The organism is Halobacillus rhizosphaerae (genome assembly GCF_046719735.1).
GTDB lineage: Bacteria > Bacillota > Bacilli > Bacillales > Halobacillaceae > Halobacillus_B > Halobacillus_B rhizosphaerae.
On record NZ_JAUTWQ010000013.1, the window covers coordinates 1 to 15848 of the forward strand.

Below are 15848 nucleotides of genomic sequence, written 5' to 3' on the forward strand. Positions count from 1 at the left end.
CCTACAATCTCAACAAATGTCTCGAATTCGAGTCTTACACAATCCTGCACGTTTTTGGAAGACTTGATATCGAATTAAGCTCCTAATGTTACACATCTTTCATCCATTCAACTTACTTCAATTACTTCTATTAACTCCTCGTCCGGTCCTTGATAGAAAACGGTACAGTAATTCTTAATACGCAAGGGTCCTTCAACAGGTTCTAACCCTTTACTCTTCAGATTCTTCACCCATACTGCCAGTGCCGTAACCTCTATGGCCAAATGACTCCCAGTATTTCCTGCACTCCCACCTGCTGGTGAAACCAATTCAATTCTTACTTCACCATTTTTCATAAAGACGGCATCCTCACCTTTATCATGAAGCTCCGTCTCTATCTCACAATTAAAAAAATGCTTATAAAAGTATTTAGATCGAGGAAGACTGCTTACTTCTATTCCAAAATGATGCCATCTGAGGAGCTCCATTTCATTGCTCCAGGATAAGGTTTACGTCCCCAAACTCATGCCATTTATATCCCATGGAAATTGCACTTTGATAAGCAGTCATTAACTGTTCTTCATTTATAAATGCTTTCAATAAATCAAGATGGCTTGCTTCAGGTTCATGAAAACCGGTCAAAAGTCCATCAACAACGGATAATGAATGTTTTTCATCTACGTAAAGATAGGAAAGATCTTTAAGATTCTTTAGCTCTCCCGTTACATCCGCTGCCGATTCTAACGCTCTGACGACAGTAGTTCCCACGGCTATAATTCTTCTTCCTTCCCTTTTGGCTTGCTGCACAAGAAATTTTGTCTTTTCCGGGATCACATAGGCTTCTGGATGGTAAGACGGATTCGGCCATTGGTTATTTGAATAGTAGCTTAAAGAAGTATGGAGAGTTAAGAAGGCTGTTTCCACTCCTTTTTTTTCAAGTTCAGCTAACTGTTTCCAAGTAAAAGCCCGACCAGCGGAGGTCATCTCCACAGAACCTGGAGAGCAGCTATACACCGTCTGATAATCCGCTAATGGCCATGGTTCCTGAATATACTCATAGTAAATCGGTGTTCCATATTTAAAAACAAATTCCCAGAAAGCCAACCCCTTTAGCTCGAAGGAGAGCTGTACTAAGGGAGTTTCACTGCCGGTTCCTACAATCTGTGCCTCATGGCTGTCAGCAAACTGCACCCGATCTCCCCTTGATAAAGAGGCGCCCACTATTAATACTTCCCAAACCGTTTCTTTAATCTTTCTGGCCAGCCTTACTTCAATTTTCTTTTGCTTATAAAATGCAGTTAAACGAGCAGGAATTGTTCTTGACTGGTTAAACACGAGTACATCGCCTTTTCTCAAATAGGAGCTTATCTCAGGAAACCGATCGTGCTTATATTCCCCAGTTAAACGGTCCAGCACCATCATACGCACATCATTCCTTGAGCTGCCGTTGTGTTCCGCAGGACTTGAAGCATGCAAATGTTCAGGAACATGAAACTTCATAGCTGCCTTACTCATGTTCTTCACCTGCTTCCACACCACTAAATGATGCCGCTTCAAACCTTTCCCCTGTCCTATATTCGGAAGCCTCAGAAGCAAGGTAATAAAAAACTTCCAGCCGTTCCTCTGGTTTCGCTAAAGTATAATCACAGTCGGGCACTGCAATGTCATGCATTTCTGTATCCATCTCTCCAGGGTCCACCATATTTATCCTCACGTTGTAATCAGCGGCTTCATCCGCCCATGTCTGAGTCATTCCTTCCACGGCAAATTTAGATATCCCGTAAGCTCCCCACTCTGCAAAGCCTGTATGGCCTGCTTCAGAGGTTATATTAATGATTGAGCCAGTTTTTCTAGTAAGCATGCCTGGCAGAACCCTTTTGGTCACAATAAATGGATTCATGACATTGACCCGCAGCACTTCTTCAAACCTTTTCACATCGTAATCGAGTAAATATTCTGGTCCGGGTCCAAAAATGGAAGCATTGTTGATCAGCACATCTATCGCTCCCCACTGTTCTTCGACAACTGAAACAAAGCGGTCGACGTCTTCAGACTTGACTGCGTCGGCTTGAATCGCAATGACAGCTGCCCCTTCAGCTTCGATCTGTTCCTTTACTTTGAACAACTCTTCTTGACCTCGTGCACAAATGGCTAAGCGATTACCTTTCTTTGCAAATCCCAGCGCCAATGCCTTTCCAAGTCCTTTGGAGGCACCTGTAATCATAATCGTTTGGTTCATATTTATCTCTCCCTTTTTCTTGTTATCCCCATTATAAAAAGGCAGAAGAGTGAAAACATGACCAAAACAGTGTATTTTCATTTAACCAAATTGGCTGAGAGATTCTACAACATTTGTCGTATTTTATTACCCGGGAAATATTTTAGCTTAATATTCGATAATTCCCCCAATCATCCGGGAAAAGGTTCAAGTATTTAGGTGTCAAAAATCGATCATCAATTAATTGAATGGTCCCTTGATCTTCCTCTGAGCGGATTAACCGCCCTCCTGCCTGAAGGACTTTATTCATTCCCGGGTACACATACGCATAGTCGTAACCATTCTTTCCAATATTCGAAAAATAGTTCTTAATTAATTCTTTTTCGAAACTCCTCGGAGCCAGGCCAATCCCTACCACAGCGACCCCATTTAAACGATCGCCGCGCAGATCTACTCCTTCTGAAAAAACACCCCCAAGTACTGCAAAGCCAGCAAGCTGTCCACCTTCTACAAATTGCGCAAGAAAATCTTCGCGTCGCCATTCATCCATACCTTGTTCCTGAGCAGCTGTTTCCATTGAAGAAGATTGGCTGAAACGCTCATAAATCATATTCATGTAATGATAGGAAGGAAAGAAGAACAAATGGTTCCCCGGATTTTCCTCCACTTGAGTACGGAGCAGTTCTACAAGTTTGTCCGCCGTTCGCTCTCTATTTTTAAAGCGAGTCGATATTGGCGCGACCACCACATCAATTTGTTCAGACTCGTAAGGGGAGGGAAGTCTTAAAATATAATCCTCTTTCTTTCCACCCAGCATGTCCTTGTAGTAAGCGAAAGGAGAAAGAGTTGCCGAGAAGAACACGCTTGACCGAAAAGCTTTAGTTGTTTGATGAAGAACATGAGAAGGATCGAGACAGTACAATTTCACTGTGAAATCCTCATGGCTGTTGGTGCAGATATTTATATAGTGCTCATCAGCTAATTGAAGGATTTTAATAAAATTCTGAGCAGCGAAGTATGTATCGAGAAGCTGCTCTGATCTCTCTTCTTCTGTTTCATTTTTGAGTTCTTGGTCTGCCTTATCGATAAACCGCTCCAAATTCTCCTCTAGCTCGCCAGGGATACTTTCCACCGCAAACTCGAGTTCTCTAGCATTCCGTTCGCTTAAAGCATCCAGATCTTTTCTGATTGCCTTCGCTGCTTGAGCTAATGTTTCATTCAAGGCAACCCACTCTTGTTCCACTTGTTTATAGGCTTGCTGGGACAGACTTGCAGAAAACATTTCACGTGCCCGCTCTACCAAGTTATGAGATTCATCAATGAGCAGAACCGTATTTTTCTTTTGCTCCGGCAGCAATCTTTTCAATGAAACTCGCGGGTCAAAAATATAATTGTAGTCTCCAATAATAACATCCACCACATCAGTAAGATCGAGGGAAAACTCAAATGGACATACCCTGTGTTTTTTTGCATATTCCTCAATAACAGGACGGGTTAATTGGGTTTCATTTAATAAAACATCTACAATAGCTCCGTTAATCCGGTCGTAGTAGCCATCAGCGAAGGGACAGTAATCCGGCTGACAGATCGTTTCTTCCTGAAAACATATTTTGTCCTTGGCGGTTAAAGTCACGGATCTTAGAATAAGGCCGTGATTTTCCATCCGCTTAAGTGCTTCCTCTGCAGTGGCCCTGGTAACCGTCTTAGCAGTTAAATAGAAGATCCTATCCTGTTCGCGGTCAACCATAGCTTTAATGGCTGGGAATAAGGTGGAAATCGTTTTCCCTATACCTGTTGGGGCTTGTGCGTATAGATTCCGCTTTTCTTCAATCGTACGATAGACACTTCCTGCAAGCTTGCGCTGTCCCTTTCGATAATCCGGGAAAGGAAAAGAAAGATCTGGAATTGAATTAGACTTCTGCTCACGGATATGCAGCAGGATTCTCGCATAGGAGGTGTATTCTTTCACTGCATGTTCCATGAATTCCTGTAAGTTTTCTTTTGAAAATTTATGATAAAATCGTTTTTTTTCACGGCTCTGTTTTTGCACATAAGTAAGCTGGACACCGATGGATTCTTCTTCATGATTCATTAGATAAATAAACGCATATCCTTTTGCCTGTGCCCAATATACTGGATAACTTTCCTCCGTAATCTCTTCCAGATCTCTCGCCGTCGATTTAATTTCATCGATGACCACCCCTTCAGCAGAGGATAAAATACCATCGCAGCGACCATGGATTTTGAGGGAGATTTCTTCAGTGGAATACACATATTCCAGACTCACCTCTTTCTCTTCACCTTCTTTGTACTCCTTTTGAACTGCCTGGTGAATGGCTGTCCCTTCCGTTAATGTAGAGTTTGATCTGAAGCGATTGTCTATACTCCCTGTGCGGAAGACATATTCCGCAAGTTCTCGAACGGAAATACTCATTTGTTTTTCCAAAAGTTCCACCTCTTTCCAAAAGAGCCGTGCCTTTGCCCCCATGTTTTTTTTAATGCTGACGAATGTGTATGGGGAATGGTAAGATGTTATAATTAAAGGAAGACCTTTTATTACAATATAGGTACGTTCTTCATAGTATATATTAAGTTTACCTACTTCTGGACCACAGGTGTGATCATAATGAAAAAAATAATCTGGATCTTAACAGCTATTATCAGTATCTTTTTTATTACAAGCATTACCATTGCTCTTGTCAACCATAATAAGGATACCAGCCAGCAAGATCAACCAAACTCTTCTGTTCAAGAAAAACCAAAACCAAAAGAAAAAGAGAACAATCAGCCAAAAGAAAAACAGCAAGAAGAAGCTAAGAATAATGATGAAGGAACTCTTGGAGAAGGCATTAAAGAAGTGTTCACAGGTGTCATTGAAAGTGCAAAGAATCTTTTTGTCAAAAACGACTTGCACATTGTAGCAATGGGAGATTCTTTGACTCAGGGTGTAGGGGATGCGACAAATCACGGGGGTTATGTTGGGATCCTCGAAGAATCGATTAATAGTAACGAGAAAGAGGAAGATATTACGATCTCCAATTATGGAAAGCGTGGAAACCGTACGGATCAGCTCTTAGAACGGATGAAAAGTAAAGAAATTACAAGCTCGCTGAAACAGGCGGATATTGTGCTCATTACAATTGGAGCAAACGATGTTATGAAAGTGATTAAAGGAAACTTTCCCGACCTCCATTACCAGGAGTTTGTTAATGCTGAGGGAGGTTACCAAGACCGGCTTAACCAAATCATGCAGCGCATCCGCGTTCTAAATCCTGACGTTCCTATTTACTTAATTGGTCTTTACAATCCATTTGACTCCTATTTCAAAAGCATTCCAGAGCTCAGTCAAATTATGAGTGACTGGAACCGTATCAGTAAAGAGGTCCTGAATAATTACGACCATACGACATTCATCCCCGTCAAAGACATTTTTTCAGGTTCCGAAGATGAATTATTGTGGCAGGAAGATCACTTTCACCCCAATGAAAGAGGCTATAAAAAAATAGCCGAAAGAGTATTAGAGTACATCAAGCCAGAAATCCAGCAATAGTGCAGGTGGTAGATTATGTTTAAACGACTGTTTTTAAATAATAAGTGGAAAAGCTCCTTTTGGATTTTGGCGATTATTAATGTTGGAATTATTCTTTGGCTGCTTGCTCTCATTTTCTTTCCTACTTCTTATACCATTGTAAATGTAGATAAGGAAAAAGAAAGCTCTGACGCAGAGTTTACGATCGTATCCACGAAAGAAAATCTCGAACAGCTTGCTAATGAATATTTAAGTGAATTATCTACACAAACGGTGTTCGATTATTCAATTTCTCTGGATCGAAATGTAACCCTAGTCGGCAACATTAAAGCATTTGACCAAGTCCTTCCGATCAAACTTGAATTAAACCCGGTTGTCCAAAAAAATGGGGACATTATTCTGGAGCAGAAAAGTATATCGCTCGGCAAACTTCCTTTGCCTAACAAAAAAGTAATGGAGTTTCTTGAGGATAACTACAATTTCCCCGACTGGGTCATAGTGAACCCTAAAGAGGAAAACATCTATGTGGCGGTTACAAAGATGGATACAGCCAGCAACTTTAACGTCAGAGTGGAGCGCTTTAATTTAAATTCCAACCAGCTTGCCTTCCGCATTTCTGTACCGAAAAATTCATTTAACTTTGCGGAAAAGCTTGTTCAAAAGTAATCTAATTAAAACCGAACGGCCTGCCCATACCCTTACTTATACGTACCAGCTGTAAAGACCTAGAACCTATAGAGGCTGAACTCACAGCGCCAGGACCTGAAGGTGGGTGTAGCTCCACTCTGCCAAAAGTTAACTAGATTTAATTACAATAAGAAAACAGCTGTCTACAATTGGACAGCTGTTTTCTTTTCGTATTTATTTTCTGGCACCCTTTCAATAAATGGACTGGGTTCATTTTGGTAAAACACATCTAATACGTGCATAGCTCTTGTACAAGCCGTATAAAGCATTAAACGATCTTCATTTTTATAATAGATATCAGAAGAAGCATTATAAACTAAAACACTTTCGAACTCTATCCCTTTGGCTAAATATACGGGAAGAATCACTAACCCCGTCTGAAAAGGCTGGGTTTCTTTGTATATCAGCCCTGCATGCAAATCTTCCTTAAGATAACTATGAACCGCTCGACATTCGTCAATCGTTTGACAGAGGATGGCTACCGTTTCAAACCCTTGGCTCAATCGGTGGCGAGCCACCTTCTCAATCATATCCAACTGGGCATCTGCAGAATCAGAATGATAAATTTGTGGACATTCTCCATCTCTGTTAAACGCCTCGATTTTCTTTCCATCCTCCAGCAGCATCTTTGTAAACTCAACGATTGGTTCAGTAGAACGATAGCTTCTTAATAATTCTTGTTTCACAGCTTGACCCTGGTGCCACCCTTCAGCTAAAACGGTGGAATATTCTTCGTTATGATTGAAAATAGATTGATGAACATCACCTAGTAATGTGAAATGCGCAGAAGGGAACATTTCTTTAATATAGGAATATTGGAAAGCCGAATAGTCCTGGGCTTCATCTATGAAAACATAACGGATGTCTGTATTCATTTTTTTCCCTTCTAGGCGATCCGTTAAGTATAAGTAAGCTGTCTGATCTTCCACCGGCAAGTAATAAGCAGCAAGATTCTCAAGTGTCTTCTCAGCAAAGAATGCCCAGTGCTCTGGAAGCTTGAGAGAAGCAGGGTTCTGATCAAATAACTGCTTATACATTTTTCTTATATTCATAAACCGAAACTGCTTTACTTGTTTACGAAGCGGGGCAAGCTTCCTTTTTACCACCAGACTTCTCAGAAACTGTTCTTCTTGAATAGAATCATTAAAGGTTTCTTCATGCAAATTCTGTTTTTGTTCAAGTTTTTGATACGCACTCATATAATCATCTTTATCAAGAAGGGCCGCGGCTTCTTCAGGCCAATCTTTTTCTATTTCTTCTGACTCAATATCTTTCAGTTTTTTAAGAATCCACTCTTTAACGAGTTCAAGGCGGTTAGGAATCGACATTTGGTCATTAAGCTGATAAAAATAATTATAAATTTCTTTAGCTGTAATCTTGATTTTTTTACGGAATTTGATATTCCGAAAGATAAATCCTTCTTTTGCCAGTGAGTCAATATACTCATCCAACAGCTGTTTGAACTCTATACTGGACTTAAAGCGAACCATCTCTTCAAATAAATGAGAGGCATCTTTCCGTCTGGAAGTTAATGCTTCTTCTACTTGCTGAAATGGGGATTCCAGTGTGTATTCCTGGTCTAGTCGTTTTTGCACATATTCATAATACGTGGACTGCTGCATGTTTTCTTCTCCTAATTCAGGGAGAACGGATGCGACATAGCTTGAAAACATTTGGTTTGGGGAGAATAGCAGAATCTGGTCTGCTGTAATCTGTTTTCTATGCTGATAAAGCAAGTAGGCAATCCTCTGCATTGCTACGGAGGTTTTCCCGCTTCCAGCCACTCCCTGTACAATGAGCAGTCTACTGTTTTCATTTCTGATAATCGAATTCTGCTCTTTCTGAATCGTAGCTACGATACTTTTCATCTGAGAAGTGGCCTGGCCGCCAAGGACTTTCTGCAGCAAAGTGTCTCCTATCGTTATCCCCGTATTAAACATCCCCTGAATGACTCCGTTCTGAATGATATACTGCCTTTTTAAAGTCATTTCTCCTTCAATATTATCCTCAGGGGTCTGGTATTGCACAGGTCCTGGAGAATAGTCATAGTAAAGACTGGAAACAGGAGCTCTCCAGTCATAAACCAGAAACTCCTCCTCTTTTTCATCCATTAAAGAGGCAATGCCTATATAGAACGATTCTGTACTGCTGTCCTCCTCCGCAAAGTCAAAGCGGCCAAAATACGGGGAAGACTGCATTCTCTCTAATAATTTCGCGCTTTTAAAATATTGTCCATGACTTCTTTCTCTCTCTGATAAAAGTTCTGCCTGCTGCTTAATACTAGCGTAAGTCTCAATAACATCATCAGGTTCATCAATATTCACCGTCACATCATCCCAAAATTTCTTTCTGAGATCGATGATGTCTTCTTTAAGATTAGAGGTGCTTCCTTCAAACTTCTCTTGTTTTGCAGTAATGACCTCTTTTACTCTCCCTACACGGTCTTGTTCCTGTTTCCAATCTTTATCTTTGGGATCCATCACACCATCTCCCTATTGTTTATAGTTGACAATCTAAAGTAACTACGATAAAATTAAATTGGATATTTTTATATTAATTTACTAAGTGTACCATTTTTAATCTTATCACAATTAATTAAACTGTACAATTCTCTAAGACACCGCTGTGTCTTTTTTTTATTGTCTAAAATTAAACAGGCTGCTTGTCGGGGCTAACGGGCGCCTCCGCTATTGTTTCATCCATCCAGCTCCTGCGCCTGTTAATCAATCGCTAGTCATGAAATGATATGGGTGGCTGTGTTAAAATCAAAAACACATCAATTTAAAGGGAGTGAGGTCATGAGGGTTGTAAATAATATTGCTGATTTAATCGGCGAAACACCACTAGTAAAATTGAACCGGTTAGCTCCTGAGGGCGGAGCAGATATTTATTTGAAGCTTGAGAGCTTCAATCCCAGCGGAAGCGTTAAGGATCGTGCCGCTTATAATATGATCATACAGGCAGAAAAAGAAGGCCGCTTGAAGCAAGGGTCAACAATTATTGAACCAACCAGTGGAAATACAGGTATCGGCATTGCCATGAACGCCGCTGCACGTGGGTATAAATCTATTTTAGTAATGCCGGATACCATGACACAAGAGCGAATAAATTTATTAAAAGCTTACGGCGCAGAAATTGTGTTAACTCCTGGAGAGGAAAAAATGCCAGGAGCGATTTCCAAAGCGAAAGAGCTTGCTGAAGAAATTGAGGGCGGGTTCATGCCTATGCAGTTTGAAAATACGGCAAACCCCGATGCCCACCGGCATACCACGGCACAAGAAATTATTGAAGCAATGGACGAGCTGGGATCACCGCTTTCCGCCTTTGTTTCAACGGCAGGAACAGGCGGTACAATTACCGGTACAGGTGAAGAACTAAAGAAACAATTTAAGGACTTAACTATCCATGTTGCTGAACCATCCGGATCTCCTGTACTCTCTGGAGGTAATCCCGGCAAGCATAAATTAGTCGGTACGAGTCCAGGATTTATACCTGATATTTTAAATCAGGAAATCTATGACGAAATCTTTAAAGTAACAGATGAGAATGCTTATGAAATCACCCGAAGGCTTGCCCGGGAAGAAGGCCTCCTCTTAGGCACTTCAGGCGGGGCAGCATGCTGGGCAGCAATAGAAGTGGCGAAAAAGAAAAACCCGGGCGAAATTATTGTAGTGATTGCTCCTGATACCGGAGAACGTTACCTTTCCGGGGATCTTTTCCGCTATTAATAAGAAGAAAGGATAGTAAATAAAATCTACTTTTATAAGTAGCGATAACCCGAACCATTAATCCTATGAGTTCGGGTTATCTATTGTAAAATTCTTTTTAACTGCTTATTTCATAATCGATATAAATCCCGGAATCTTAAGTGCCAGCCTAAGTGGTAAGACAACACTCGCAAAACGATGATACTTAAGAACAATACATAAGTTTGAAAAACACTCTCTATACTAATAATTCCAACCCCAATGACTAAGCCCGCTGCCATGGCCCAGACCGCATAGATTTCCTGATGTAAAACCATCGGCCGTCTCTGTGCAAGCACATCTCTCGCCACTCCTCCGCCAACACCGGTTAAGACCGCTGAAAATAATACTCCCCCTAAAGGGAAATCCTGATCGATTGCAAACGCAGCTCCTTGCAAGGCGAAAGCGGACAGACCAATAGCATCCAAATAAATATTCCATCGATCCCAGGCCATAACCCAGCTCTTCGGAAAGAAATAAACCACGGCAATCGTTCCAATAGCCACATATAATAAATACCCTTGCTCCCATACGTGAATCACCGGTACCCCAAGCGCTATATTACGGCCAATCCCACCTGCAAAGGGTGTCGCAATTCCAAGGATAAATGTGCCAAATATATCATACCGTTCATTAAGCGCGACTATTGCACCACTAAATGCAAAGGCTGCTACAGCAGCAACATTTAATATTTCCCAAGACATATACCCGCCCCCCTTTTTTCTGTTATAGTAAGTTAGGCTTATAGTCTTTATTTTTGTAAACGGACTAGCCCCATGATAACAAATAACTCAGTCCGCAATTAGGAAAAAAGCATTTTCTTTGTTAAAATCAAATCCTAGGACTTAGTTGATGGAAGAAACAAATAAATTTTTCACGATTTCCCTATCAATGACCTTTTGTTCCTTCTATTTTTTTCTTATAAATCCAATTGACGGACTAATTTGTTGCAATCTGCCACAAGGAATTTAAATTAACTAGGTAGAATTTATTATATAAGATTTTAAAAAAATGGGTGTGAACAAGATGAGAAATTGGTTAATTCAACTTAGAAAAGAAAAGCAGTTAACACAACAACAGGTATCTAAAGCCGCTCATATTGATCGTGCCTATTACGCACAAATAGAAAGCGGTACTAGAAACCCAAGTATGGCTGTTGCTTGTCAAATCGCTTCAGTCCTTTTAATTAATCCGTCTTTCTTTTTTTCGGAAATCTTAAGCGAGCCCTTTGAACTTGCCTTAGCCAATTCACCTATAGTGGTTGCTCATTGTGATGTAAATCTTAGATATACCTGGATGTTTAACCCTCATCCAGACTTTGATATTAATCAAGTTCTCGGTAAACGAGACGATGAACTAGATGTAAATGATGGGGTAATTGCCCTGATGAATTTAAAGCAGACGGTTATTGATACAGGTCAGACCGTACGAGAACGTATTTCCTTTCCGCTATCTGAAGGTCTGATCTATTATGAAGTTTTTGGACAGCCTTTATTTAACGAGAATAAAGAGATAATTGGAGCCGCAACAGCGTCTACTCAACTTTTACATTAGGAGGGGATCAATTGGTCATCATTGAGGAATTATCCAACCGGTTACTTCTGCTGACTCATAAACGTGCAGTTGAACTGAAACTGGATGATGAATTCATAGAATTAATCGTCCAGGAAATTGATCGGCGCAACTGCGGACAAAACCACTCGTTAGAAAAGGCGGAATAATTAGTTCCGGCTTTTTTTATGCAAAAATTCCTTCTTACAATTGCATGGTTTACTGCTTATTGGGAAAACCATTAAAAAAGAAGGAATTGAAATGAAACATCATTCATGGGTGATGCAGCAAGAATGGAGCGACCTATTTTTCCTGCATTGGCCGATCCCTGAACAATGCCTCTCTCCAGTGCTCCCTGAAGGATTAAAACTTGATTTATATCATCAATCTGCTTGGATTTCTCTTGTTCCCTTTCGAATAAGCAGAATCCAGCCACGAGGACTGCCTTCCCTCCCACTATTACGTCCATTCGTGGAAATAAACGTCAGAACTTACGTTAGATACAAAGAAGAACATGGGGTCTATTTTTTTTCGTTAGATGCGAATCATTTACCTGCCGTCCTGGTGGCGCGAAAATTTTTCACTCTCCCCTACCTACTTTCTATTATAAGGGTTAATAAAAATAGCCAATCGATTCATTTTACGAGCAGACGAATTCATAAGGATTCTCCGCCTGCCCAGTTTCATGCTGAATTAACGCCGCAATTTCCAATGATTACTAACCAAAAAGGAACATTGTCTCATTGGCTGACCGAACGGCGAAATCTGTTTATTTGCCGGAATAATGCAATCTACAAAGGAAGCATCCGCCACAAACCTTGGGAACTTAACGAAGCGTCAGGGACCATCCAGACAAATAGTCTCTTTGATTTCATGCCTTCTTTTAATGCTCGTGTTCAGCCGTTAATCCATTACTCCCGTAACATAACCGCTTCTATCTATCCATTAGAACGGATGATGTAAGTTAGAGCTTGTCAGTTGACTTCAAGCAAAAGAATTTGTATCATTTATCTTTAATTCGAGATATTTATTATTATTCCATAATTTATTTTCAAGGAGGCTAATAAATGAATCTAAAAGGAATTCACCATGTTTCTGCCATAACAGCTAATGCACAAAAGAACTATGATTTTTACACATCAGTAATGGGGATGCGTTTAGTAAAAAAAACAGTAAACCAGGACTCCCCTTCTATGTATCACCTGTTCTATGCCGATGCACAGGGAAGCCCAGGAACTGACTTTACATTCTTTGAAATCCCGGGTGCTGGACACACTTATCCTGGAAATCAAAGCATCTCCACTACCTCTTTAAGGGTAAAAGATGATGCCGCTTTGCATTTCTGGAAAGACCGATTCACTGAGCACCATGTGGACCATGATCCCATTGTAGAATTAATTGGGAAAGCGACATTGAGTTTCAGAGATCCTGAAGGCCAGCGTCTGATGCTTATATCTGACGAATATAATCAGGGGGTCGAGCCTGGAATTCCTTGGTCACAACGTACTATCCCGGCAGAGTTCGGTATTATCGGTCTAGGTCCAGTATTTTTGACAGTTGCAGATATAACTTCCACTAAAAAGGTTTTAACCGAAATACTTAGTTTTAAAGAAATAAGTGAAGTGGATCATTTCAAACTATTTGAAACAGGTAAAGGCGGCAGCGGAGCACAAGTAGCGCTGATCGAAGATTCTGAAGCCAAACGCGAACGTCCAGGCAGAGGAAGCGTTCACCACGTCGCTTTTCGTGTAGCAGATGAAACTGAACTAGAATTTTGGAAAAACCGGATTGAAGACTCAGGCATGCCAAATTCGGGAATCGTTGATCGCTACTACTTTAAGTCGCTCTATTTCCGCGAACCCAACCATATATTATTTGAGCTTGCTACCGATGGACCTGGATTCACAGCAGACGAAGAATTCGATGAACTTGGAAAGAATTTAGCTCTTCCTCCGTTCTTAGAGAAGGACCGTACTCATATTGAGGCACAGTTAAAGCCATTGCAATCTTCAAAAGAATAGCTGGGGATCACCTTTACAATCGCCGAAAACAGACACCATGCCCTGGTCAGTTAAATACGATCTTTATAATCAGAAAACAAGCGCCAGACACTTATGTCAGGCGCTTGTTTTTATTGTTTATTTTTCTAGTCTGTTTTTCACCCAGTTAATTAAACCACCCATTTGCATGATTTCAATTTGTCGTTTAGACAAAGCATGCTCGAGTTTTATCGTCTTGTCTTTCCCTTTAATTTCAGCTTCTACTTCATATCCATCATGGATTTTATCTCTTAATCCTTTAAAGACGAGCACATCACCTTGTTCAAGCTCTTCCCAGTCAGATTCGTTCACAAAAGTGAGAGGAAGAACACCAAAGTTAGCGAGGTTCTGCCAATGTATTCTGGCAAAGTCTTTCACTATCGCTACTTTTAATCCAAGGAAACGCGGCGCAAGAGCTGCGTGCTCACGACTGGATCCTTGTCCATAGTTCGTACCTCCAACAACAACGTGCCCGCCATCATCACGCACATCCATGGCACGGTCATAGTAAGTGTCATCGACGATTTCGAACGTAAATTTACTAATCTCCGGCAAGTTACTTCGGTAAGGAAGCACTCTTGCACCGCCTGCCAAGATTTCATCGGTCGATATGTCGTCTCCCATTTTTAATAAAACCGGGAGTTCCATATCATTTGGCAATTCATCCATTTCAGGAATGGATGCCACATTCGGTCCTTTAACAAGTTCAACATCTTTTGCCTCTTCATATGGCAATGGAACGTCAAGAAGCTGTGTATCGATAGTAGGCTGGTCCAATTCTTGCACTTCCGGATAACTAAACCCGGCATCACGTGGATCAGTTATTTTTCCATGTAAGGCAGATATGGCTGCCGTTTCGGGACTGCATAAAAACACACTGTCTTCTTTCGTACCTGAACGCCCTGGAAAGTTCCGAGGAGTGGTACGCAGACTGTTCCTTCCCGTTGCCGGCGCTTGGCCCATACCGATACATCCGTTACATCCTGCCTGGTGAAGTCTGGCGCCAGCTTGAAGAAAGTTAGCGATATGTCCTTGCTGAGAGAGATCAATTAACATCTGCCGTGAAGTGGGATTTAAATCAAAAGAAACTCCATCTGCTATGTGGCGGCCTTCCACAATTTTAGAAGCAATAGCAAAGTCTCTGAAACCCGGATTTGCAGAAGAACCTATATAGGATTGATAGATCGACTCTCCGGCTATTTCTTTCACTGGTACCACGTTTCCTGGACTGGATGGTTTGGCAATCATAGGTTCAAGCTCAGAGAGATTTAATTCGTCATGTACATCATATTCCGCTCCATCGTCAGCTTTCAATTCAATCCAATCTTCTTCTCTTCCCTGGAGCTTTAGAAAACGCTTCGTCTCTTCATCCGAAGGGAAAACAGTACCCGTGGCACCAAGTTCAGCTCCCATGTTAGCAATAACGTGGCGGTCCATTGCGGTCAGATTTTTAAGACCAGGGCCATAATATTCAAAAATATGATTAACTCCGCCCTTCACGCCATGCCGTTTCAGCATCTCTAAGATTGCATCCTTCGCACTAACCCAATCTGGGAATTCTCCGGTAACCTTCACACCCCAGATCTTAGGCATTTTCACATAGAAAGGTTCTCCAGCAATTGCCATAGCTACATCAATACCGCCGGCACCGATCGCAAGCATCCCCATACAGCCATTTGCACACGTATGACTATCTGATCCAAGCAGTGTTTTTCCTGGCGCAGCCAATCTTTGCATATGGACAGGGTGACTTACACCATTACCCGGGCGGCTGAAATGAAGACCGAAACGCTTCGCAGCACTTTCAAGAAACAAGTGATCATCCGGGTTTTTACTATCCTCTTGTATTAAATTATGGTCGACATACTGAGCAGAAGCTTCCGTCTTCGCTTGTTCAATACCCATAGCTTCCAGTTCCAGCATAACCATTGTACCTGTAGCATCCTGAGTAAGAGTCTGATCAATCTTCAGACCAATCTCTGCTCCAGGTTTCATTTCACCTTTTACTAAGTGATCTTTGATTAACTTTTGTGCAACATTATAACTCACACGAACTCCTCCTTCTCACCTATTGTTACAATTACTGCCAGTACGTAATT

General features: G+C 41.2%; 14 protein-coding genes. 7 read left to right on the forward strand and 7 right to left on the reverse strand.

What is annotated here, in order from left to right:
• Positions 1-107 precede the first annotated feature (107 nt).
• From Q7A53_RS14445 to Q7A53_RS14460, 4 genes are all read right to left on the reverse strand, one after another.
• Positions 108-467, reverse strand: a complete 360-nt coding sequence (locus Q7A53_RS14445) for a VOC family protein (RefSeq protein WP_411789886.1) — start codon at positions 465-467, stop codon at positions 108-110.
• Position 468: 1 nt separating this feature from the next.
• Positions 469-1494 carry an S-adenosylmethionine:tRNA ribosyltransferase-isomerase gene (locus tag Q7A53_RS14450; protein ID WP_411789887.1) on the reverse strand — a complete coding sequence of 342 codons (1026 nt, stop codon included), beginning with the start codon at positions 1492-1494 and terminating at the stop codon, positions 469-471.
• On the reverse strand, positions 1487-2218 hold the full coding sequence (locus tag Q7A53_RS14455) for an SDR family NAD(P)-dependent oxidoreductase (protein WP_411789888.1): 732 nt from the start codon (positions 2216-2218) through the stop codon (positions 1487-1489). The genes Q7A53_RS14450 and Q7A53_RS14455 overlap by 8 nt, the downstream gene beginning before the upstream one ends.
• 142 nt (positions 2219-2360) lie before the next feature.
• Complete coding sequence (locus Q7A53_RS14460; RefSeq protein ID WP_411789889.1) at positions 2361-4643, reverse strand: ATP-dependent DNA helicase; 2283 nt, start codon at positions 4641-4643, stop codon at positions 2361-2363.
• A 180-nt stretch (positions 4644-4823) separates the two neighbouring features.
• On the opposite strand from Q7A53_RS14460, the gene Q7A53_RS14465 reads away from it, so the two are divergent.
• On the forward strand, positions 4824-5747 hold the full coding sequence (locus Q7A53_RS14465; protein WP_411789890.1) for an SGNH/GDSL hydrolase family protein: 924 nt from the start codon (positions 4824-4826) through the stop codon (positions 5745-5747).
• Positions 5748-5762: 15 nt separating this feature from the next.
• On the forward strand, positions 5763-6392 hold the full coding sequence (locus Q7A53_RS14470; protein WP_411789891.1) for a YpmS family protein: 630 nt from the start codon (positions 5763-5765) through the stop codon (positions 6390-6392).
• Positions 6393-6556: 164 nt separating this feature from the next.
• Here the strand turns inward: Q7A53_RS14470 and helD are convergent, their stop codons facing one another.
• Positions 6557-8893, reverse strand: coding sequence for an RNA polymerase recycling motor HelD (gene helD / locus Q7A53_RS14475; protein WP_411789892.1), 2337 nt, complete (start codon positions 8891-8893; stop codon positions 6557-6559).
• A 318-nt stretch (positions 8894-9211) separates the two neighbouring features.
• Between helD and cysK the strand changes: the two genes are divergently transcribed.
• Positions 9212-10141, forward strand: a complete 930-nt coding sequence (cysK, locus tag Q7A53_RS14480) for a cysteine synthase A (RefSeq protein ID WP_411789893.1) — start codon at positions 9212-9214, stop codon at positions 10139-10141.
• A gap of 110 nt (positions 10142-10251) precedes the next feature.
• Here cysK and Q7A53_RS14485 read toward each other — a convergent pair whose 3' ends face one another.
• Positions 10252-10863: a trimeric intracellular cation channel family protein gene (locus tag Q7A53_RS14485; RefSeq protein ID WP_411789894.1), complete on the reverse strand. Its 612-nt coding sequence runs from the start codon at positions 10861-10863 to the stop codon at positions 10252-10254.
• 322 nt (positions 10864-11185) lie between these two features.
• Between Q7A53_RS14485 and Q7A53_RS14490 the strand changes: the two genes are divergently transcribed.
• From Q7A53_RS14490 to Q7A53_RS14505, 4 genes are all read left to right on the forward strand, one after another.
• A complete protein-coding gene (locus tag Q7A53_RS14490; RefSeq protein ID WP_411789895.1) occupies positions 11186-11713 on the forward strand; it encodes a helix-turn-helix domain-containing protein in 528 nt (175 codons plus the stop codon).
• Between the two features lie 11 nt (positions 11714-11724).
• Positions 11725-11880 carry a sporulation histidine kinase inhibitor Sda gene (gene sda / locus Q7A53_RS14495; protein WP_411789896.1) on the forward strand — a complete coding sequence of 52 codons (156 nt, stop codon included), beginning with the start codon at positions 11725-11727 and terminating at the stop codon, positions 11878-11880.
• Positions 11881-11971: 91 nt separating this feature from the next.
• Positions 11972-12673: a YqjF family protein gene (locus tag Q7A53_RS14500; protein WP_411789897.1), complete on the forward strand. Its 702-nt coding sequence runs from the start codon at positions 11972-11974 to the stop codon at positions 12671-12673.
• Positions 12674-12777: 104 nt separating this feature from the next.
• On the forward strand, positions 12778-13731 hold the full coding sequence (locus Q7A53_RS14505; RefSeq protein WP_411789898.1) for a ring-cleaving dioxygenase: 954 nt from the start codon (positions 12778-12780) through the stop codon (positions 13729-13731).
• A gap of 117 nt (positions 13732-13848) precedes the next feature.
• On the opposite strand, the gene Q7A53_RS14510 is transcribed toward Q7A53_RS14505, so the two are convergent.
• Positions 13849-15798, reverse strand: a complete 1950-nt coding sequence (locus Q7A53_RS14510; RefSeq protein ID WP_411789899.1) for an aconitate hydratase — start codon at positions 15796-15798, stop codon at positions 13849-13851.
• Positions 15799-15848: the final 50 nt, after the last annotated feature.